At 66.6% G+C, this 19,972-nt stretch carries 20 protein-coding genes; 12 read left to right on the top strand and 8 right to left on the bottom strand.

Annotated elements, in window-relative coordinates:
• Positions 1-122: 122 nt before the first annotated feature.
• A complete protein-coding gene (locus ACFVUS_RS30235) occupies positions 123-1,613 on the top strand; it encodes a dihydroorotase family protein (protein ID WP_387773975.1) in 1,491 nt (496 codons plus the stop codon).
• 26 nt (positions 1,614-1,639) lie between these two features.
• Here the strand turns inward: ACFVUS_RS30235 and ACFVUS_RS30240 are convergent, their stop codons facing one another.
• Entirely contained in the window at positions 1,640-2,209 is a 570-nt protein-coding gene (locus tag ACFVUS_RS30240; protein ID WP_387773978.1) for a MarR family winged helix-turn-helix transcriptional regulator, read from the bottom strand.
• An 89-nt stretch (positions 2,210-2,298) separates the two neighbouring features.
• On the opposite strand from ACFVUS_RS30240, the gene ACFVUS_RS30245 reads away from it, so the two are divergent.
• The 3 genes from ACFVUS_RS30245 (at position 2,299) to ACFVUS_RS30255 (ending at position 6,434) form a co-directional block, all read left to right on the top strand.
• Positions 2,299-4,380 carry an MMPL family transporter gene (locus tag ACFVUS_RS30245; RefSeq protein WP_387773981.1) on the top strand — a complete coding sequence of 694 codons (2,082 nt, stop codon included), beginning with the start codon at positions 2,299-2,301 and terminating at the stop codon, positions 4,378-4,380.
• A 52-nt stretch (positions 4,381-4,432) separates the two neighbouring features.
• Positions 4,433-5,035, top strand: coding sequence for a lipocalin family protein (locus tag ACFVUS_RS30250; RefSeq protein ID WP_387773984.1), 603 nt, complete (start codon positions 4,433-4,435; stop codon positions 5,033-5,035).
• 79 nt (positions 5,036-5,114) lie between these two features.
• On the top strand, positions 5,115-6,434 hold the full coding sequence (locus ACFVUS_RS30255; protein ID WP_387773986.1) for a cryptochrome/photolyase family protein: 1,320 nt from the start codon (positions 5,115-5,117) through the stop codon (positions 6,432-6,434).
• Between the two features lie 188 nt (positions 6,435-6,622).
• On the opposite strand, the gene ACFVUS_RS30260 is transcribed toward ACFVUS_RS30255, so the two are convergent.
• Positions 6,623-7,492, bottom strand: a complete 870-nt coding sequence (locus ACFVUS_RS30260; RefSeq protein WP_387773988.1) for a MerR family transcriptional regulator — start codon at positions 7,490-7,492, stop codon at positions 6,623-6,625.
• Between the two features lie 40 nt (positions 7,493-7,532).
• On the opposite strand from ACFVUS_RS30260, the gene ACFVUS_RS30265 reads away from it, so the two are divergent.
• Both ACFVUS_RS30265 and ACFVUS_RS30270 read left to right on the top strand, forming a co-directional pair.
• Positions 7,533-8,990 (top strand): SDR family oxidoreductase, encoded by a 1,458-nt coding sequence (locus tag ACFVUS_RS30265; RefSeq protein WP_387773990.1) that lies wholly within the window; start codon positions 7,533-7,535, stop codon positions 8,988-8,990.
• 189 nt (positions 8,991-9,179) lie between these two features.
• Complete coding sequence (locus ACFVUS_RS30270; protein ID WP_387773992.1) at positions 9,180-9,383, top strand: hypothetical protein; 204 nt, start codon at positions 9,180-9,182, stop codon at positions 9,381-9,383.
• A 30-nt stretch (positions 9,384-9,413) separates the two neighbouring features.
• Here ACFVUS_RS30270 and ACFVUS_RS30275 read toward each other — a convergent pair whose 3' ends face one another.
• Positions 9,414-9,740, bottom strand: coding sequence for a MerR family transcriptional regulator (locus ACFVUS_RS30275; RefSeq protein ID WP_387773994.1), 327 nt, complete (start codon positions 9,738-9,740; stop codon positions 9,414-9,416).
• A 206-nt stretch (positions 9,741-9,946) separates the two neighbouring features.
• Here ACFVUS_RS30275 and ACFVUS_RS30280 point away from each other — a divergent pair, with 206 nt between their 5' ends.
• The 3 genes from ACFVUS_RS30280 (at position 9,947) to ACFVUS_RS30290 (ending at position 13,694) form a co-directional block, all read left to right on the top strand.
• Positions 9,947-10,702 carry a PAS and ANTAR domain-containing protein gene (locus ACFVUS_RS30280; protein WP_387773997.1) on the top strand — a complete coding sequence of 252 codons (756 nt, stop codon included), beginning with the start codon at positions 9,947-9,949 and terminating at the stop codon, positions 10,700-10,702.
• Between the two features lie 76 nt (positions 10,703-10,778).
• On the top strand, positions 10,779-11,372 hold the full coding sequence (locus ACFVUS_RS30285; RefSeq protein WP_387774000.1) for a type 1 glutamine amidotransferase domain-containing protein: 594 nt from the start codon (positions 10,779-10,781) through the stop codon (positions 11,370-11,372).
• A 297-nt stretch (positions 11,373-11,669) separates the two neighbouring features.
• Positions 11,670-13,694, top strand: coding sequence for a CocE/NonD family hydrolase (locus ACFVUS_RS30290; RefSeq protein ID WP_387774003.1), 2,025 nt, complete (start codon positions 11,670-11,672; stop codon positions 13,692-13,694).
• Between the two features lie 43 nt (positions 13,695-13,737).
• Here the strand turns inward: ACFVUS_RS30290 and ACFVUS_RS30295 are convergent, their stop codons facing one another.
• The gene (locus ACFVUS_RS30295; protein ID WP_387774006.1) at positions 13,738-14,349 is read right to left on the bottom strand and encodes a TetR/AcrR family transcriptional regulator; all 612 of its coding nucleotides are present in this window, start codon (positions 14,347-14,349) and stop codon (positions 13,738-13,740) included.
• 206 nt (positions 14,350-14,555) lie between these two features.
• Between ACFVUS_RS30295 and ACFVUS_RS30300 the strand changes: the two genes are divergently transcribed.
• On the top strand, positions 14,556-14,711 hold the full coding sequence (locus tag ACFVUS_RS30300) for a hypothetical protein (RefSeq protein WP_387774009.1): 156 nt from the start codon (positions 14,556-14,558) through the stop codon (positions 14,709-14,711).
• Between the two features lie 33 nt (positions 14,712-14,744).
• Here ACFVUS_RS30300 and ACFVUS_RS30305 read toward each other — a convergent pair whose 3' ends face one another.
• The 3 genes from ACFVUS_RS30305 to ACFVUS_RS30315 form a co-directional block, all read right to left on the bottom strand.
• Positions 14,745-15,572 (bottom strand): RNA polymerase sigma factor SigF, encoded by an 828-nt coding sequence (locus ACFVUS_RS30305; RefSeq protein ID WP_387774012.1) that lies wholly within the window; start codon positions 15,570-15,572, stop codon positions 14,745-14,747.
• A 233-nt stretch (positions 15,573-15,805) separates the two neighbouring features.
• Positions 15,806-16,474 carry a maleylpyruvate isomerase family mycothiol-dependent enzyme gene (locus ACFVUS_RS30310; protein WP_387774015.1) on the bottom strand — a complete coding sequence of 223 codons (669 nt, stop codon included), beginning with the start codon at positions 16,472-16,474 and terminating at the stop codon, positions 15,806-15,808.
• Positions 16,475-16,522: 48 nt separating this feature from the next.
• Entirely contained in the window at positions 16,523-17,365 is an 843-nt protein-coding gene (locus ACFVUS_RS30315; RefSeq protein ID WP_387774018.1) for an alkylmercury lyase family protein, read from the bottom strand.
• Positions 17,366-17,571: 206 nt separating this feature from the next.
• Here ACFVUS_RS30315 and ACFVUS_RS30320 point away from each other — a divergent pair, with 206 nt between their 5' ends.
• Positions 17,572-18,288 carry a TetR/AcrR family transcriptional regulator gene (locus tag ACFVUS_RS30320; protein ID WP_387774021.1) on the top strand — a complete coding sequence of 239 codons (717 nt, stop codon included), beginning with the start codon at positions 17,572-17,574 and terminating at the stop codon, positions 18,286-18,288.
• A gap of 78 nt (positions 18,289-18,366) precedes the next feature.
• Positions 18,367-19,494 (top strand): DUF1152 domain-containing protein, encoded by a 1,128-nt coding sequence (locus ACFVUS_RS30325; RefSeq protein WP_387774024.1) that lies wholly within the window; start codon positions 18,367-18,369, stop codon positions 19,492-19,494.
• Positions 19,495-19,578: 84 nt separating this feature from the next.
• On the opposite strand, the gene cutA is transcribed toward ACFVUS_RS30325, so the two are convergent.
• The gene (gene cutA, locus ACFVUS_RS30330) at positions 19,579-19,899 is read right to left on the bottom strand and encodes a divalent-cation tolerance protein CutA (protein ID WP_387774027.1); all 321 of its coding nucleotides are present in this window, start codon (positions 19,897-19,899) and stop codon (positions 19,579-19,581) included.
• Positions 19,900-19,972 lie beyond the last annotated feature (73 nt).

Below are 19,972 nucleotides of genomic sequence, written 5' to 3' on the forward strand. Positions count from 1 at the left end.
CCACAGCATGTTTCCCACAGCGAAACGTGAAAGTGGGTGTGCGGCATTGACTGTCAGCGCATAGTACTGCGATGATCGCCCAAGTGGTAAAGCTGTTTCGCACAGAGAAACTGGAGTGAGCCGTGGCTACCGAGCTGTTGATCCGGAACGCCCGCGTCGTGCGCCCGGGCGATCCATCCACCGACAGCCCCCGGGCGGTCGATATCGCGATCGCGGGCGGGGTCGTCACCGAGATCGGCGCGCGATTGCCCGCCTCGGGCGTGGACACCGTGATCGACGCACACGGGCTGCTGGCCTTTCCCGGTGTGGTCGACGCCCATCAGCACTGGGGCATCTATCAGGACCTGGCCGCGGACACCGATACCGAGAGCCGCGCGTGCGCCCAGGGCGGCGTCACCACCTCGATCACCTATATGCGCACCGGGCGCTACTACCTCAATCGAGGCGGGGCGTACCGGGACTTCGTACCGGAGGTGCTGGCCGCGATGGCCGGTCGATCCTTCGTCGACCACGCCCTGCACCTGGCCCCGATGACCGCCGAGCATATCGCCGAAATACCTGCTCTCATCAAGGAATTCGGCATCACCTCGTTCAAGATCTTCATGTTCTACGGTGGCCACGGCCTGCACGGCCGCTCCTCGGATCAGGCCGAATTCCTGATGATCCCGCCCACCGAGCGCTACGACCTCGCGCACTTCGAATTCGTCATGCGCGCGATCCAGCGCGCCCGCGCCGGCCTGGGCGATCAACTCTCACTGTCCCTGCACTGCGAGACGGCCGAGATCATGGCCGCCTACACCGAACTCGTCGAACGCGAGGGCACGCTCACCGGGCTGCGGGCCTACAGCGCCTCGCGCCCGGCGCATTCGGAGGGCCTCGCGATCACCACGGCGTCGTACCTCGCCCACGAAACCGGATTGGCGAATATCAATCTGCTGCACCTGTCCTCGGCCAAAGCGGTCGAGGCAGCACTCACCATGGCAGCGGCCTTTCCGCACGTCGACTTCCGCCGCGAAGTCACCATCGGACACCTGCTCGCCGATGTCGACACCGCGCACGGCCTGGGCGGCAAGGTGAATCCGCCACTGCGCGAACGCGAGGATGTCGAGGCGCTCTGGCGGCACCTGCTCGCCGGGGATATCGACTGGGTGGTCAGCGACCACGCCTGCTGTCGCGAAGAACAGAAATTCGGGACCGACCCCGAGGATGTCTTCGCCGCCAAATCCGGCTTCGGTGGCGCGGAGTACCTGCTACCCGGCCTGGTCGGCGAGGGAATACGCCGCGGCCTGCCGCTCTCCCGCATCGCCGAACTCACCGCCCGCAACCCGGCCCGGCGCTACGGACTGGCCGGCAAAGGCGACATCGCACCCGGCTACGACGCCGATATCGTGCTGGTCGATCCCGAGGCCCGATGGACGGTCCGGGCCGCGGATTCCGAATCCGCCCAGGAATACACACCTTTCGAGGGATTCGACATGCGCGCCCGCGTCGACACCGTCCTGCTGCGCGGTCACCGCGTCTACGGCGGCGGCAAGATCCAGGGCGATCCCCGCGGCCGCTACCTGCGCCGCGATCCGCGCGCCGACGGCGGTCGCGAGCAGACGTTGTCCTGATTCGCGGTGTTCTCGGACCGGCCAGCTCAGTCGCGGGGAGTCTTACCGCCATCTGGCGTGTCGGCCGTCCCGGCGGTGCGCTGGCCGGAAGTCGCGGTGTCATCGAGTTCGGTGGAGAAATCACGCAGGGCGCTCACGATCTGAATCATGGCTCGATGGGTCGTTTCCAGCTCCGACTCCGATAGCCCGGACAGCGCGCTGCGCATCCGGGTGGCCAGCGGCATGAAGAACGCCGCGGCCACGGCCATTCCGTGATCGGTGTAGTGCAGCTTCACGCGTCGCCGGTCGGTGGCGTCCACGGCGCGTTCGAGGTGTCCGGACTCGATCATGCGTTCCACCAGGTAGGTGATCGCGGCGGGGGAGACGCCCGCCAGTGCGCCCAATTGTCCGGCCGTCAGCGGCGCGCCCTCGGCTTCGGCGGTCGCCACGTGTACCAGCGCGCGGAAATCATTGGGGCGCAGCTCGTGTGAGCGCGCGAACGAGTGGCCGATCTGCTCGGAGACCGCGGCCAGGGCGCGGACATCGCGGGCGATCTCGGTTTCGAGCGCGGAACGCGCGGTACCCGGTGGGGGCGTACTCGCCGGACGGTCGGCCACCGCTACCTCCTTCGTGGTCAGGCCTTCAGCCTAGTGCCCGTCCGAGATCACCTTTGCGAATTATTTAAGTTTCTGAAATAGTTGCCCGCATGGGTGTATGGGATCGCTACGCGGACCTGGTCACCGGGCGCAGAGCGTGGGCCTTGCTGCTCGCGGTGGTGCTGTCCGGCGGTTTGATCATGGGCTTGGCCGGGAGTAACGACAGTTCCGGGCAGGGACCCAAATCGCTTCCCGATAGCGCGGAGTCCGCGCGTGTCGCCGCCGCGGTCGAGCGGTTTCCCGGTGGTGACACCGCCGCGGCCGTGCTCGTGGCCAGTCGCGCGGACGGCGGGGAGCTGAGCCCGCAGGATCTCGCGGCGGTCGACGCTGCCGCGGACCGCATGCGCTCGGGAGGTGAGCGCGCACCGGCGGTGGTCGCGCCCGATCGCAAGGCCGCACTGGTCACGGTTCCGGTCTCGGCGGAGCTGAGCGGCTTCGCGCTCTCGGATCGAGTCGCCGACCTGCGCGCGGCCGCGAACCGGGATGCACCGGCGCAGCTGACCTTTCAGGTCACGGGCGGTCCGGCCTTCGGCGCGGATATCGCCGAATCGTTCTCCGGCGCGAACGTGCTGCTGCTGGCGGTCACCGCGCTGGTGGTGATGGTGCTGCTCATCCTCACCTATCGCTCACCGGTGCTGTGGTTGCTGCCATTGTCGGTGGTGGCCTTCGCTGATCGGGTCGCCACCGGTGTGGGTACGGGGCTTTCGCAGCTGACCGGGCTCGCATTCGACGGATCCACCAGCGGGATCACCAGCGTGCTCGTCTTCGGCGCGGGCACCAACTACGCGCTGCTGCTGGTTTCGCGGTATCGAGACGAACTGCACCACAACGATTCTCACCGAGACGCACTGCGCGCCGCCGTACGCCGTGCCGCGCCCGCGATTCTCGCCAGCAATGCCACCGTGGTGATGGCGCTGCTGACCCTGCTGCTGGCCGCGCTGCCGAATACCCGCAGTCTCGGGGCGTTCGCCGCGGCGGGATTGGTCGTGGCGCTGGTGTTCGTGCTCTTCGCGCTACCGCCGCTGCTGGCACTGTGCGGTCGAAAAGTCTTCTGGCCCTTCGTTCCCCATCCGGATGATCGTGATGAAGCGCAATCCGGGGTCTGGTACTCGATCGCGCGGCGCGTGGTGCGGCGACCGGTACTCGTGGTGGTTCCGGTGCTCGCGGGACTCCTGCTCTGCGCGAGCGGACTCTTGGTCACCGACGTCGGGCTCGCGCAGACCGAGCAGTTCCGCGTACGTGCGGAATCGGTCGACGGCCTGCACACCCTGGCAGACCATTTCCCCTCCGGCACATCGGATCCCGCGATCGTCCTGGCTCGCACCGATACGGTCGCGGCGGTACAGGCCGTGCTCGATCGCACCGGGGGAGTCTCGCGCGCGGCCGTCAGCGGTGAGTCGGGCGCCGGGCTGACCCGATGGTCGGTGGTCCTGGACGCCCCACCCGCCTCCGCCGAGGCATTCACCACCATCGAAGCCCTGCGCTCGGAACTGCGTGCCATCCCCGGCTCCGAAGCGATGGTCGGAGGCTCGGACGCCCAGGCGCTGGACATCCGGGACGCGGCGCGCCGCGATCAAATGCTGGTCATCCCACTGATTCTCGCGGTCATCCTGCTGGTGCTGCTCGCGCTGCTGCGCGCGGTTCCGGCCGCGCTCATCCTGGTGGCCGTCACCGTGCTCAGCGCGCTCGCGGCACTGGGCCTGGGCAGCCTGGTCAGCGACCACGTCTTCGGCTTCCCCGCGCTGGACACCAACGTGCCGCTGTTCGGCTTCCTGTTCCTGGTCGCCCTGGGCGTGGACTACACCATCTTCCTGGTGGTCCGGGCGCGCGAGGAAGCCGATCGGCACGGGACCGTCGAAGGCATGGTCCGCGCGGTCTCCTCGACCGGCGCGGTGATCACCAGCGCCGGCGTCGTGCTGGCCGCGGTCTTCTGCGTGCTCGGGGTGCTACCCCTGATCACCCTCACCCAGCTGGGCATCGTCGTCGGAATCGGCATTCTGCTCGACACTTTCGTCGTGCGCACCGTGGCGGTGCCCGCGCTGTTCGCCATCCTGGGTGACCGCATCTGGTGGCCCGGCACCCATCACCCCGACAGATCGGGACAGGAGGCCGAACCCGCGACCGTGCACTGATCGAACCTTCGAACTCGTCCGACGAGTACACCGCTAGGTAAGGACAAGCACCATGAATCGAAACCAATTCCGCACGCTGGCAGCGGCTTTCGCACTGAGCGCCGCAACCGTCGCGATCACCGGAACGCCCGCGGCGAACGCGCAGGACCAACCGCAGCCGATAGCCTCCCTGGACCTGAGCCGCTACCTCGGCACCTGGTACCAATTGGCCGCCATGCCACAGTATTTCAACCTCGTCTGCGCCCGCGACACCCGAGCCGAATACGCCCTGGATCCGCAAGGCGATGTCTCGGTACACAATTCGTGCACCACCTGGGCGGGCGGCCCCAACGAGATCCGCGGCACCGCCACCGTCACCGACCCGGTAACCAACGCCCAACTACATGTCAGCTTCCCGGGCGTCCCCACCCAGGAATCCCGCTACGGCGCACCCAACTACATCGTCACCGCCCTCGGCGACAACTATTCCTGGGCCCTGGTCACCGACCCGAACCGCCTCTCCGGCTTCGTCCTCTCCCGCACCCCATCCCTCGACCCCGCCCAGTGGAACGATATCCGCGCCGCGATCACCAGGGCGGGCGAGAACACCTGCCTGTATCTGACGAGCCCCACCACCGGTGGTCTCGACGCGCTCGCCCCGCTATGCGCGGTCTGATCCGGACATCCTCGGGCGCGCGGGCGACCGGTTCGCCAGGCTGCATCGATCGTGAATCGAATGACGCTAGGGTGGGGGCATGAGCGCATCGATCGTGCTTTTCACCCGAGACCTGCGTGTGCACGACAACCCCGCCCTCGATGCGGCGTGCCGGGAGAGCGAGCAGGTGGTGCCGCTATTCGTGCTGGACGCGGACCTACTCGCCAAGGTCTCCGACGCGCCCAACCGGCTGCGGTTCCTCAATGCCGCGCTGGGCGAGCTGGATGCGGAGTTGCGTTCTCGCGGTGGGCGATTGGTGGTGCGCAGCGGGAATGTCGTCGATGAGGTCGAGCGGCTCGCGGCGCAGGTGAAGGCCCCGAGCGTGCATATGGCCGCCGATGTCACCCGCTACAGCGTCAAGCGGGAGGCGGCCCTGCGGGAACGACTGTCCGGCAACGGTTGTGCGCTGCACAGTCATCCCGCGTCCATCACCGCGGTGGATACCGCCACATTGCGGCCCGATACCGGGCGCAGTCACTACGCGATCTTCAGCCCGTATTTCCGGCGCTGGCTCGATACGCCGATGCGGCGGCCGTTGACGCCGCCGACCGCCGTGCGGGTGCCGAAGGTCGCGAGCGAGCCGATTCCCGATACCGCCGCGATCGGGTCCGGATCACCCGACCTCGCACTGGGCGGGGAGACCACCGGGCGGAAAATGCTGGAGCACTGGCTTTCCGGTCCGGTGCGCGAGTACGCCGACGTCAAGGACATCCCGTCGGTGGACGGCACCTCCGGGCTGTCGCCATATCTGCACTTCGGCTGCCTGTCCGCCGGTGAGATCGCGTTCCGGACCGATGCGTCGGATCCGGGCGGCAATGCCTTCGTGCGGCAGGTGGCGTGGCGCGACTTCTATCACCAGGTGCTCGCGGACCGTCCCGAAGTCGCCATCGAGGACTATCGCGGGACGAACGAGCCCTGGCGGAACGATCCGCACGCGGTGGCGGCCTGGCAGGCCGGGCGCACCGGAATTCCGATGGTCGACGCGGGCATGCGCCAGCTCACCGCGACCGGGTTGATGCCAGGCCGTTCCCGGCTGATCGCCGCGAGCTTCCTGGTCAAGACGCTGCGCATCGATTGGCGTCTGGGCGCGGGCTATTTCGAGCAGTGGCTGGTGGACGGTGATATCGCCAATAACCGGATGAACTGGCAGTGGATGGCCGGGACCGGCACCGATACCCGATCGAGCCGGGTGCTCAATCCGTTGCGGCAGGCCGAGCGATTCGATCCCGAAGGGGATTACGTGCGGCGCTGGCTGCCGGAATTGGCGCATCTGCCGGGTGCGGAGATCCACAAGCCGTGGCGTGCGGGGATGCTCGCAGGCGATTATCCGCCGCCGATCGTGGAATTCAACGGCATGTGAACGGGATTCACGGCTCGGGGAGTCCGACCTCGCGGGGTTCGATACCGCGGGGGAGGACATCCGATTGCGCCGGATCGATGCATCGAATATGCATCGATTACCTGGGATGCGCTGAGGCGCGCGACCGTATCCGAGCGGAACGGAACTCGGACCACGCCGGCAGCAGCGCGGTCACCGGCGCCGCGGAGTTAAGCGCGCGCAGGTTGCTCCTGCCGCACACCCAGCTCCCCGAGCGCCTCGACCAGGGTGGCGACGCGGTGCGCCGCATCCGGCAGCAACAGACCATCCCATCCGGGTCCGGTGACCAGCACCCGCGCTCCCGCCTCGGCGCAGGTGCGCACCGCGGAGGTGAGCGCGGTCGCCTCCTGCTGCGACCACAGCACCACAGTGGCCGCTACCCGCAGTCGATTCAGCGTGTCGGACAGGGCGATCGAGGGCACATCGGGTCCGAGCATGCGCACTCCCGCACCCCGCTCGGCCAGCGCCGCCCGCAGCACTTCCAATGGCAGCGAATGGGTTTCGCCACTCGTACAGGCCAGCACGATCGGCACGGACTCATCGATCGCGGTCGGCGCGACGGCACGGTGCAGCGCCGTCACCACGCACCAGGACAGCAGATGTTCCACGTCCACGCAGCCCTCACCGTCGACCTGACGGTCCACGATGCCCGCGAATACCGGGCGGCACAGTCGATCCCAGGTGTCGACGACCCCGTAATCACGCAGATGATTCTCCAGCAGCGCGCACGCGGTGCTGGAATCGAGCGCGAACGCCGCCGCCAGCAGCGTCGCCTGATCGCCGAAGGACAGCACCGGCCCGCGCGCGGCCTCGGCCGCGGCGGCGGGCGTCGACCCCGCCCGGATCAACTCCACCATGCGGGTCAGCACCGCGATATCGCGCTCGGAGTAGAGCCGATGCCGGCCGGGCCGCTCCTGACGCGGCCCGATCCCGTAGCGCCGATTCCAGCTGCGCAGCGTCGCGGTCGGAATGTCCAGCCTCGCCGCGACCGCGCGCACCGACAGCTCGGTCGGTTCGGGCGCGGTCACGGGGCGGTGCATGTCTTGATTGTGCCTGTTCGTCATCGAAAGGAGTGATCACGTGCGGTGTGTGGTTTTCGGAGCCACCGGTTACATCGGCGGCAGACTGGTGCCGGAGTTGCTCGCCGCCGGTCACGAGGTACGCGTATTCGCCCGAGACCCGGGCAAACTCGGCGACGCGCCGTGGCGCGATCAGGTCACCGTCAGCAAGGGCGACGTCACCCGTGCCGAGGACGTCCGGGCCGCCCTGGTCGACCAGGAGGTTCTCTACTACCTGGTGCACTCGCTGACCCGATCCGATTTCGCAGATGTCGATCGTGACGCGGCGAAAATCGTTGCCGCCGAAGCCGACCATGCCGGACTGGCACGCATCGTGTACCTGGGCGGCATCACTCCGGCCGGGCAAACCCTGTCCCGGCATCTGGCCTCGCGCGCCGAGGTCGGCGAGATCCTGCTGGATTGCGACACCCCCGCGGTGGTGCTGCGCGCTGCGGTCATCATCGGTTCCGGCTCGGCCAGTTTCGAGATGCTGCGCTATCTCACCGAGCGGCTCCCGGTGATGGTGACGCCCCGCTGGGTCCGCAATCGCATCCAGCCCATCGCGGTGCGCGATGTGCTCTACTACCTGACCGCCGCCGCCGACCTGCCGCCAACGGTCAACGACGCCTTCGATATCGGCGGCCCGGACGTGCTCACCTACCTGGGCATGATGCGCGGCTACAGCGAGGTCGCCGAACTGCCGCGCCGATTGATCATGCCGGTGCCGGTGCTCACCCCGTGGCTGTCGGCGCAGTGGGTGAACCTGGTGACCCCGGTGCCCCGGGCAATCGCGGTCCCGCTGATGGAATCGCTGGTCAACGATGTCGTCTGCGCCGATCATCGTGTCGCCCAATGGATTCCCGACCCACCCGGTGGGCTCACGCCGTATCCGCGCGCGGTCAGCCTTGCGCTGGAACGCATTCGGACCCTGGACGTCCCGACCCGCTGGTCCGACGCCAGCCCCACCGACGCGCCCTCGAACCCGCTGCCGACCGATCCGGAATGGTCCGGCGGTTCGGCGTATTCCGATGTCCGGGAACAGGACTCCACCGCCGACCCGGCAACCCTGTGGTCGGTGCTGGAATCGATCGGCGGCGTCAACGGCTGGTACTCCTTCCCGCTGGCCTGGGCACTGCGCGGCTGGATCGACCGCCTACTGGGCGGTGCGGGCCTGCGCCGCGGCCGTCGCCATCCGAATCTGCTGCGCGAGGGCGATGCCCTGGACTGGTGGCGAGTCGAACGCCTCGAACGCGGCCACCGCATCCTGCTGCGCGCCGAAATGCGGGTACCCGGCCGCGCCTGGCTCGAATTGACCGTCACCCCGCTGCCCGACGGCGGCTCGCACTACCGCCAGCGCGCCCTGTTCGACCCGCACGGCCTGGCCGGCCATCTCTACTGGCACGCCATCGCACCCTTCCACGCCGTCATCTTCGGCGGCATGGTTCGCAACATCACCGGCGCGGCGGAACGGACACGCTGACCTGCTGAAACCGGCAGCGCCCGAACAGGTGTGATCTGTGTCGTCGGGGAGCTATCCTCGAAGGTGGCCGAATCGATTGCGCCACGCACCGCGCGTGCTCGCTTCGTCCCTTCCCACCCCGGACCCCGGTGGAACCGATCGAGTCCGAGGTATGTGGAAGGGGCATCACCATGATGCGCAACGATTGTCATGTCACAGCATCCGTCATCCGGTAGTCGCGCGGCGGCGATTCCGCTCTCGGCCATTGATGTTCGCTGGTCCGAGGCCGAATCGGCGTTCGTGGCGCGGTCTTCGCGCTATCCGGATCTGATGCACGCCGATCCGTGGTCGGCGCTGGCCGCGGTCGAGGGGTTCATCGAGCGCGCCGCGATGCGACGGGATATCGAACGGTGAGGCGCCGCGACGGCGCCTGCTCGCAATCGTTCAGTTCTGGCGCCGCAGGCGCTCGTTATCCTGCTCGAGCCGTCCATTGTCCAGTTCGAGGCGATCGTTGTCCTGCTCGAGGCGATCATTGTGCGCCCGCAGATCGACATTGGAATCCTCCAGGTCGAGGATGCGCGCGATCGCCGAAAGGTTCACGCCCTCCTCCGCCAGGGCGGTAATGCGTTGCAGCACAGCGAGGTCGTCACCGCTGTAGCGGCGGGTGCCGCCGGGACTGCGTGCGGGCGTTAGCAATCCGTGCTGTTCGTACAGGCGCAGGGTCTGCACGCTGATGCCCGCGAGCTCGGCCGCGACCGAGATGCTGTACACACCGCGGCCTCCGTCGGGCAGATGGGGCTCGTGCGGGGGCGTGTCGGGTTGCGGCAATGCGGATCCTCCTTCTGTACGCGAGAAACTCTCGACGATGGGCTTGCGTTTTCATCGTAGCCGTACTACAAAATCTATATCCATCGACACAGATATTGTGCGGTGAGCGAACGACAAACGTTGATACTGTCAAGCGAGGAGGACCATCGATGACGCGCGAGCGGAACCCGGGCACGACCGGCTCGCATGAGGTATTTCTCCGGCACCGCGCCCCAGCGGTCGAGCCGGGCGGCATCGACCCGGCAGCGGTGCTCATCGATGAGAAAGTGCCGGATCAGGCAGCGCGCCTGGGACCGGTCACGGGCAGTTTCCGATTCTGGTTCGAATCGCAGCGCTGGGAGTGGTCCCCGGAGCTGTACCGCATGCACGGCTACCGGCCCGGCGAGATCGAACCGACCACGGAACTGCTTCTGGCACACAAACATCCGGAGGATCGCGAACACGTCGCCGCCGCCATCGCGCGATCCATCGAACAGGGCGCGCCGTTCTCCAGCAGGCACCGATTCATGGACCGGGCCGGGGTGGAGCACACCGTCATGGTCGTCGCCGATCGTATCTTCGACGATGCGGATACCCCGGTCGGCACCACCGGTTTCTATATCGATCTCAGCGAAACCCTCGCCGACGCAGCACGTCTCACGCTCGACGAGCGCCTACCGGAAATGCTCGAGGCCCGCGCGACGATCGAACAGGCCAAAGGCGTGCTCATGCGCATGTATCGAATCAACCCGGACCAAGCATTCCGGGTCCTGACCTGGCGCTCACAGGAGACCAACGTCAAACTGCGCGTCCTGGCCGAACAACTCATCAAGGAACTGCCGACCCTGCCCGCCCCGGTGCCCTCGACCGTGGCGGCGTTCGACCACGCCCTGCTCACTCTGCACGAGCGCATCCCGCCGCAGTAATGCGGATTGCTCCGAGCGTGTTTCGGTCGCACCGAGTCGGGTAGATCGCACACAGGCCGAGGAATGGAGTAGTCCCATGCCCACACAACTCGATGGCGCCCGTGTCCTGATCGCCACGTCCAATACCGGGGTAGAGCACGACGAACTGATCGTTCCACTGAACGGCCTGCGCGAACGAGGCGCGCTGGTCGTGCACGCGGCGCTGAAAAACGAACCGGTGCACACCTTTCGGCACGACCTCGACCCGGCCGCGACGGTGCAGCCCGATATCGCCCTCGGCGAGGTCGATCCGGGAAAGATCGATCTACTGGTAATTCCCGGCGGCACCGTCAACGCGGACAAACTGCGAATCGACGAATCGGCTCGCGAACTGGTCCGGACCCTGGCCGCCGCGGGCACGCCGATCGCGGCCATCTGTCACGGCCCCTGGCTGCTGGTCGATGCCGGAGTGCTGCCCGGGATGACGCTGACCTCCTACGCGTCACTGCGGACCGATATCGAGAACGCCGGCGGCAAATGGATGGACGAACCGGTGGTGCGCACCGAGTACGACGACTGGACGCTGATCACCTCACGCAAGCCCGACGATCTCCCCGATTTCATCGACGCCATCACCGACCTGCTCGCATCCCGCGGAAGGTCCTCCGCCTGGCGGCGAAGCCTGGGATGAGCGGATGAAACAGTAAGCGTCACTGCGGAACTCGGCATCCTTACCCCGTCGATGGCGGGATAAGGAGTGCGCGGCGGTCGCATCTTCCGGTGGAAGAAATAAACGACCGAATCGTCGATAAGTTGCGCGGATGTGACTTGGGACTCTACGGTCGAGCGGAAACTGTCTGGGCCATTACCCCTTCGGCCCACCGGTGAGGGGCTGTCACCCGGCCCCTGCGACCTTTCACCTCGAGTCAGGGAGTCCTGCGTGTTCCGCCCGAAATTTCGAAGAGTCGCAGCGCCGATCGCTGCGCTGATGACGTTCTCGCTCGTCGCCTTACCGGCGGCAGCCGCCGACCCAGCCGCCAGCGCGCCGGTGTTCACCGGTGTGGACGGCGGGGATCTGGGGGCGCAGTGGACCGCGACGGCCGATGGCCCGCAGCCATTCGACGCGGTGAGCCCTGACCTGGCGATTCCACTGACCATGGACGACGGGGTGGTGATCAAGACCGACGTCCTGCACCCGGCGCACGGTGCGGATCGCTCGAACGAGCCGGGTCCCGTGATCGTCCAATTCCAGGGCTACGGCAAACAACTCGTCAATATCGCCTCGGTGCTCATCAAGATCCCGGGAATCAAGGAAGCGCTGCTGCCGTGGATCGCGTCGGTCCAATTTCCCGGTTCCGGCCTCGACGGCATCACCGATCTCACCTCCGAACTCAGCGGCGGCGCGCTGGAACAGGCGACCCAGGATTTGACGCTGGTCAAGGGCGGCTACACCCTGGTGCAGGTCGACATTCGGGGGACCGGAACGTCCGAGGGAACGTGGCAGGCCTGGGGTGATCGGGAGCGCCGCGACGCCATGCGGGTCCTGGACTGGATCGACGCTCAGCCCTGGAGCAATGGCAAGGTCGGAATCCAGGGCACCTCCTGGACGGGCATCACCGCCATGCAGGCCGCCGCCACCGCCGGTGACAGGGTGAAAGCCGTGTTCGCGGTGGTGCCGAGCTCCGACATTCTCACCGACATCATTGCCCCCGGCGGCGGCGTCGGCATCGGATTCGCGCCGTTGTGGTTGACCGCCATCTCGTTGGCGCGGATGCTCCCCGATGCCGAGGCGGTGCTGGCCGGACGCTTCGATCCCGCGCAACAGTTGCAGTGGGTGCGCGACCGAATCGCCAACCCCGCCCCGCTGCTCGATGTCATCGCCAATGTCGTCACCGCGACCACCACGGATCAGTTCACCGCGAAGACGAAGGAGTTCATGGACGCGAATTCGCCACTGCGCCAAGCGCTGACCTACGACTCGGCGGCGGTTACCGCGCCCACCTTCCGAGCCGGTGCGTTCTCCGACATCTTCGCCAATTCCCCGACCGATTCCTACAACCGCTCACGCTTGTCGGCGCAGGAGAACAAGCTCGTCATGGGCGACGGCTACCACATCAACCCGGTGGTGGAAGGGTACGGGCGGCCGGGCACGCCGCCGCGCGTCGATGTGCTGCAACGTGCGTGGTTCGACAAGTGGCTCAAGGGAATCGACAATGGGGCCGAGACCTACAGCCCGCTGTCGTTCCAGCATGCCGACGGCAGTTGGTCGACCACCTCGTCCTTCCCCCGCCCCGGCGTGGATTACCAGCGCATGTACCTCGGTCCCGCCACCAGCGGCTCCGCGCCGACCGCGCAATACGACGGAAGCCTCACGCGCACAGCAGATCCGGGTATCCAGGATCTGACGGTAGCGCCGAGCCTGCTGAGCATCTGCTCGCGCGACGGCGCGGTCGGCACGGCGGGCGCACTGTCGGTGATCGTGGCATGCGCCGAGGATTCACGGATTCGGGAGCGGGAAGGGCTGACGTTCAGCAGCGGTCCCGTCGCGGAGTCGACCGCGGTGTCCGGCCCGATCGCGGTGCACCTGAACACCATTCACGACACGCAGGACGGCTATTGGACGGTGACGGTCAATGATGTTGCCCCGGATGGGTGGTCCCGGCAGCTCAGTTCCGGGCAGCTGGTGTCCTCGCTCCGGCAGATCGACGACTCGCGCAGCACCACGTCCGCGAATGGCGACTACACGCGCCCGATTCCATACGTCGACATCAACCGCCGCCAGAAAGTGGTTCCGGGGCAACCGGTTACGCTCGATATCGCCACCACGCCGATCGATGCGACCCTCGAGCCCGGACACCGCCTGCGTATCGACGTATTCGCCTCCAACTTCCCCCGCGGATTGCCGCCGACCGCGATTCTGGTCGACAGTCAACTCGCCCCGCAGCATCTGCGGTTGGATCCGTCCGAGCCGAGCTGGGTGAACATCCCGCTCTCGCTATCGATCCCGGAGTAGATCAACGCGGAACGGTTCTGCCCGAGCCGATTCGAGGGTGCGACTACTCGAGATCGAGGAACGCCGAGAAGACCGTCTCGATCGGCCCCTCGAGTGCCCGGTCCAGCTCGGGATCCGGGAATGGCAAGGCGTACAGCGCATCTCCGTCGAAGAACCCCAGAATGATCTTCAGGGCGATCAAGGCCCGCTCGGGCGGAACGCCGGACAGGATCGGAACGGTTCCGGCGGTACGGGCGATTGCTTCGGCGTACGCCTGCAAGGTCGGTTGCAGACACCGCCGCAGATCCGCGTCTGTCCTGGCCGCCACCATCAATTCGGTCCACACCGCATTGATGGGACGGCGGGCGCTCTCCCGCAACAGCAGCAGCACGGCCTGACGGTCACCGGGATCGGCCAACTGCGCGAAATTCGCTTCGAACTGCGCGATTTGGCGTTGACCGACCTCGGCGGCCGCGGCGGCGATGAGGTCGGCCACGGTATCGAAACGCCCGAATAGCCCCCCGCGGGAAACCCCCGACCGCCGGCAGATCACCGCCGCCGTGGTCCGGGCGTACCCGAGTTCCACAATCGATTCGATGGTGGCCTCTACCAGTCGATCTCGTGTCTGGATCCGCCGCTCGGCCTGCGAGCGCCGGGGTTGAGCACGTTCCGGCACCGGTTCAGGCTCCTCGCTTCGGGGGTCCAGCTGTGAAAAACGAGCTTATCCGAGGAGTCGTCCACGGCGGCAAACGGCGTGGCCCATCCCGGACCGCACGCGTGCACAGGTGCGAGATCCAGCGGAGGTCTTGACTTTCCTGCCGGGAAAGTGGAGTCTTACTTTCCAAGTAGGAAAGTGGAATTACTTCTGAAAGGGAGCCCGATATGGGAATCTTCCGCAAGACCAAGCGCGAATCCGAGCCGCAGCCCGACCAGCAACCCGCCTCCGCGCAGGACCAATCCGAGCAGGAAGCCAAGCGCCGCCGCCGGCGTCGTCGCCTCCTGGGCGGCGCATACACCGGCGGCTGGAGCGGAAGCTGAATCCGGCCGCTGCCGACCGGAATCCGCTCAGCGTCAAGCGCTTCGGGCGTACTCGGCCGGGCCGAGTGCCTGTTCGCGCAGTTCGGCCAGCGTCTTGGTCAGGATTCGGGACACCTGCATCTGCGAGATGTTCAAGCGTTCCGCGATCTGGGATTGGGTGCGATTCTCGAAGAAGCGCCACACCAGGATCTGGCGTTCGCGTTCGGGCAGCGCCGCGAGCAGCGGGCGCACGGCCATCGCGTCCTCGAGCAGTCGATAGCTCGGCTCCTCGCTGCCGAGCGTCTCCGCGATCGGCGCGGGCCCGGAATCGTCGTCGCCGTGCGGGGTGTCCAGCGAGCTGGCCTGGTAGGCGTTGCGCGCGATCATCGCCTGGGTGACCTCGACCAGATCCACCTCGAGCTCCGCGGCGATCTCCCGGGCCGTGGGCATGCGGCCGAGCCGCTGCGACAGGGCTTCGGTCACCGGTCCCAGCTGCTGCTGCAACTCCTTGGCCCGGCGCGGCACCCGCACCGCCCAGGTGTGGTCCCGGAAGTACCGGCGCACTTCACCCATGATGGTGGGCACCGCGAACGACAGGAACGTCGTCCCGCGTGAGACATCGAAGCGATCCACGGCCTGCACCAACCCCAGTCGAGCGATTTGGTTCAGGTCGTCGAACGCCTCGCCGCGCCCGGTGAACCGGCGCGCGATATGCACGGCCAACGGCAAGCAGGCCCCGATGATCTCCTCGCGCAGCCGCGCATGCCGCGGATCGTCGGCCGGAATCTCGGCCAGCTCCTGAAACAGGGGCTCGATATCGTCGTAGCTGTCCCCGGCTCCACGGGGCCGGGATGCTTCGGTGGGAAGTATTGCCTCGGACATGGCGATTCCTCTTTCAAAGTTGGCCGACTGGCCGAGTGCTACCCGCACGATTGAAGCTCAAACAGGATGCGCGAGAAAAAATCTCCCGCGTGGCATCGGTTCCGCATCGGATCCACTGAAATGCCCTGTTCGGACCGATTTTCGCGAGATCTAAGTCGGTCATATAGCTGATGGCCGGGCGCGGTGATCACGGGCACTTCGGCGAGCCGCCGCGCCCGCCAGCTCCGAATGAATCAGCTTGGAGCCGAGCGCGAAACGCGGGTGGCGAGCACTCGCACCCCCTCGCCGTCGAGTGCGTCCAGGCCTGCGGGGCGACCTGCCAGACTCATGGCGATCGCTTCGCCGGGTCCGCGCACCTCGGGGCCCTGTCCGACTTGCCAGTCGATATCGGCGGCGCTCAGGCGCAGGCCGCGCATGCGATTCGTAGCGCCCGCGAACGGGTCCGGATTGTCGAGCACGGCGCGCAGGCGCGCTTCGGGGATCACCCGGTCGAGCCCGAGTGGGCGACGAATGTCCTGGTGGTGAATCACCAAGTCGACCAGCGAGAGTCGCGGCAGCACCGCCGCGCCCAGTCCGGCGTCGATCGACGCCTCGACGCGGTCGATCAGCTCATCGGTCGACCACGCCGCCGCGCGCCGCACCTGAATGTCGTTGAGCCGGTGCAGGGATAGCCGTGCCTTCGCGGCATCGCCGAGGTACGTCGCCGTCGGCATGGAATCGTGCAGCAGATGAGCCACGACATCGCGCACTCGCCAGCCGGTGCACAGCGAGGGCGTCTCCCACTGCGCCGGTGACAGTGTGCGCAGCAGCGCGGCCAGATCCGCGCGTTCGTCCCGAATGAGCGGGCGCAGGTCGAAACCGCCGAACAGCGCGATCGGAGAGGTTCGAGCCGAGTTCGTCATAGGCGAATCCTTCCTGAGGTCCGCGCGATTAGGCGGATCGGCGCGGGATCAGAGTCCGAGCCGGATGAAGTTCCCGAGCCCGTGTCGCCGCCAGTCGACGAGCATTTTCGGGGTCGGTAGCCAGAAGGAGTCGGGAACCGGTATGCCCGAGCGGGATTCACGGGTGAGCCCGAAGCGCGGCGCGTTGCGCAGGATATGCGCCATCGAGAGCCTGGGCTGATAGTCATGATTCAGGCGTCCCGGAGCGAGAACCTCGGTGATGACCGCCGCCATCTGCTCGGGCGCGCGGGTGATTCCGTGGATGTCGGGGTGCTTGTCCCGCCATTGCCGCGCGGCATCCTCGGAGGCGAAAAAGCTGTTGTAGTCGCACCATCCGACCACACGATGCGGCATCTCGCGCACGGGATATCCCAGGTGCACGCGCAGGGTGCGCGGCTCGAAGTCGATCAACACGCCGTCCCGCCCGATCAGACGAATGGGTACGCCGGTCTGCCTGCACACCGAATCGACCACCACCTCGGCTCCCGGGAACTGGCCCGAGATCGCGCACGCCTCGACCGCGCATTCGGCGAACCAGCGCTGCACGCCGTCGACGGAGATCCGGTAGTGGTTGGCGAACGCGGCGAACGGTCGCGCGTAGACGATCTCGCCGAGCGCGGGTTGTGGGTTCGCGAGCGGTTCATCCTGAAAGACCGGGCTGTCCGCGTGCTCATCGTCCTGTACGGCAACGCAAATCGCGCCTTCGAGATTGCGTAGCTCACCGCGAAGTTCATCGTCGGTCAGATCGAATTCCGTGCGTAATTCCGCCATGGTCGGCACGGTTCCGAACTCCCGTACCTGGCTCATGATGCGGTCGCGGATGCGGTGAGCGCGAGCGTTGAGTGTGGCCACGAAGCCCTCCAGGTCTGGTCATGTCCGGCATTGTGCATGTACTGATCACTATGCGATCAGTGTTCACTTTTGCGTGAATCGTGTCAACATCTGGACGCCACACCGCTGGTAGCCAGCCGAAAACAACGACACGTCACTTCGCGTACAGTGTTCACAAAGTGAACGGAATGGCGTAACTCCATGCGAGCACGCCCGCCGACGAAGGGATGCCCTCGATGCCCGATCCCGCAGCCGGGACGGTCACCCGCCGCGCCGAACGCCGAGCCGCCACGGTCGCCGAAATCAAGGCGCACGCGCGGCGGCAATTGGCGACCGAGGGCACCGGCGGTCTCTCTCTGCGCGGCATCGCCCGCTCGATGCGCATGTCACCCGCGGCCCTGTTCCGCTACTTCGACAGCCAAACCGCCCTGATCACCGCACTGTGCGTCGATGCCTATGACGCTCTCAACGATTCGATCACCGAGGCGCAGTCCGCCGCCGACCCCGACCCCGCCGCGCAATGGCGAACCCTGTGCCTGACCACCCGTCGCTGGGCGTTGGACCACAGCGCCGACTTCGCCCTCATCAACGGCACCCCCATCCCCGGCTTCGAAGCCCGCCCCGAGGACACCGGCCCGGCCGCCGGCCGCCTACTCACCCTCGTCTCATCGGGCTACATCGCCGCAATCGCCTCCGGCGCAGCCGATCCCGCCGCCACCCAAGTACCACCCCTGGCCACCGGCCCCCTCCTGAACTCACTCCTGGGCACAGACTCCATGCCCGACAGCCCAATCCCCGGCATAGTCCTCAACGGCTGGGCCTCAATCCTCGGCTTCATCGCCGCAGAAGTCTTCGGCAGCCTCGGCACCCTGATCGCCGACCCCGACGCCCTCTACGACGCACACCTCCGAACGGTCATGCACGGCATGGGATTCACCGCGTAATCCCATCCGACCCGAAGCGCTCGATATAGTTCTCACCGCCGCCGGGCTCACGAACGACGGACGATTGGCGACGCAGCGATGAGCGGGACTTTAGCGGTTGCCGCGGGCGGCGGTGGTGATGCCGTCACCGCGGCCGTAATCGCGTCTGCGATGGCGGAACTCGGGGTTTCGGCGATCCTGACCTACTCGTGGGACCGGCTCATGATCGATCCGACACCGGGTCCGCGCTCGGTGGCGGACTTCGACGGACTGGTCATTCACTCCCGATCGGTGGCGCAGGTTCCTGCTACAGCCAGCTTGCGGACGGGCAGCCGATCCACGATTCCCCGCCTCGCGCAACATCTTTCGCTGCCCCTGCTGTTGATGGATATCAGTAATGGTGCGCCGGGGCTGGCGTCCCAAATCCGCGCCGCCGCTGAGGTTTTCGGTGCCGATTCGGTGGTGGTGATCGATGTCGGCGGGGATATTCTCGCCGAGGGGCATGAAACAAGTCTGCGGAGTCCTCTAGCCGATTCATTGGCGCTCGCGGCATCGGTGATCTCGAGACTTCCAGTTCGGGTTTTGGTGGCAGGTGTGGGGCTCGACGGAGAGTTGACCGACACTGAGCTTCAGAACCGTCTTGCCCGCCTTGATGCGCAACCCGTCAGAATTCTCGCACCATCGGATGTTCTTGCCTATGAAGGTGTTTGGGAGTGGCACCCGTCCGAAGCGAACGGTCTGCTCGCGGTCGCGGCAAGCGGGTGGCGTGGCCAGGTCGAAACCCAGCGCGACGCCGTGATTCGGATCAGTGACAATTCGGCGGTGGTGTATGAAGTCTGCACCGCCGGTCTCTACGAGTCCTCGTTGGCTTCACGGCTATCCGTTCTGCAGTCGCTCGCCGAGGTCGAGCGTCTGCTTCGGCAGGTTCGTGGATACAGCGATATCGATATCGAACGGCGTCGACTGCAAACGCGACCGGAGGCGCGCCAACCTACCGAAGGAGCACTGGATCTCATCGATCGATACGCCGCTGATGCTGCCGCCCGCAGTATCGACGCTTTGACGATCCGCCGAGTTGCCGAACTGGTCCATGCGACCGACCCCGAGGCAGTCGAAGCCCTTCGCGTCTCGCTGATGCGTATGCGTCCGAGCCAATTTCGCCCACCCCTTTACCTCACCCGCCCGCAGGTGCCCATCAATCGATCGAGCCCAACGGACGCCGTGTAGAAATCCTCGGCGTGGTCCACATGTGAGAGAACAAGGTTGCCCCGCCATACGTGGTGCTCGCCATGGTGCGACGGGCTGCGGACTCTATTCCACTGCTGCTGTGACGTTCTCGACCCAGGCCGCATATTGCTCGATCGCCCATTCGACAGGGGTAGCGACGATTTCGGCCGCCGCGGCCCACGGGTGAAGTTCCTGAATTCGGTTGGCGAGGTCGTCGCGGGTGGCGGCGGAGGTTTTGAGGGTGACGCGCCATTCTTGCCCTTCACCGAGCTCGCCGTTGTGCCAGAACACCGACATGGCCGGGCCGGTTACTTCCGCGCCGGCGGCGAGCCGTTCGGAGACTGCGGTTCGGGCGAGAAGTTGGGCGTCCTCCGCTGTTGGGGTTGTCGAGGTGACCGACCACACCCTTGCCTCTGTCATGTCCTCGACTCTATTCGGGCCGCCGCGCCCGTCGACACGCGGTTTCGTACGGTCGCGC

It is taken from the genome of Nocardia sp. NPDC058058, assembly GCF_042885355.1.
GTDB lineage: Bacteria > Actinomycetota > Actinomycetes > Mycobacteriales > Mycobacteriaceae > Nocardia.

What these genes read in the sequence shown, in the direction of transcription:
- ACFVUS_RS30255 (WP_387773986.1), top strand. Translation starts at nt 5,115, where the DNA reads ATGAGCGCATCGATCGTGCTTTTCACCCGAGACCTGCGTGTGCACGAC.
- ACFVUS_RS30250 (WP_387773984.1), top strand. Translation starts at nt 4,433, where the DNA reads ATGAATCGAAACCAATTCCGCACGCTGGCAGCGGCTTTCGCACTGAGC.
- ACFVUS_RS30290 (WP_387774003.1), top strand. Translation starts at nt 11,670, where the DNA reads ATGACGTTCTCGCTCGTCGCCTTACCGGCGGCAGCCGCCGACCCAGCC.
- ACFVUS_RS30325 (WP_387774024.1), top strand. Translation starts at nt 18,367, where the DNA reads ATGAGCGGGACTTTAGCGGTTGCCGCGGGCGGCGGTGGTGATGCCGTC.
- ACFVUS_RS30320 (WP_387774021.1), top strand. Translation starts at nt 17,572, where the DNA reads ATGCCCTCGATGCCCGATCCCGCAGCCGGGACGGTCACCCGCCGCGCC.
- ACFVUS_RS30270 (WP_387773992.1), top strand. Translation starts at nt 9,180, where the DNA reads ATGTCACAGCATCCGTCATCCGGTAGTCGCGCGGCGGCGATTCCGCTC.
- ACFVUS_RS30245 (WP_387773981.1), top strand. Translation starts at nt 2,299, where the DNA reads ATGGGTGTATGGGATCGCTACGCGGACCTGGTCACCGGGCGCAGAGCG.
- ACFVUS_RS30310 (WP_387774015.1), bottom strand. Translation starts at nt 16,474, where the DNA reads ATGACGAACTCGGCTCGAACCTCTCCGATCGCGCTGTTCGGCGGTTTC.
- ACFVUS_RS30300 (WP_387774009.1), top strand. Translation starts at nt 14,556, where the DNA reads ATGGGAATCTTCCGCAAGACCAAGCGCGAATCCGAGCCGCAGCCCGAC.
- ACFVUS_RS30280 (WP_387773997.1), top strand. Translation starts at nt 9,947, where the DNA reads ATGACGCGCGAGCGGAACCCGGGCACGACCGGCTCGCATGAGGTATTT.
- ACFVUS_RS30260 (WP_387773988.1), bottom strand. Translation starts at nt 7,492, where the DNA reads ATGCACCGCCCCGTGACCGCGCCCGAACCGACCGAGCTGTCGGTGCGC.
- ACFVUS_RS30285 (WP_387774000.1), top strand. Translation starts at nt 10,779, where the DNA reads ATGCCCACACAACTCGATGGCGCCCGTGTCCTGATCGCCACGTCCAAT.
- ACFVUS_RS30305 (WP_387774012.1), bottom strand. Translation starts at nt 15,572, where the DNA reads ATGTCCGAGGCAATACTTCCCACCGAAGCATCCCGGCCCCGTGGAGCC.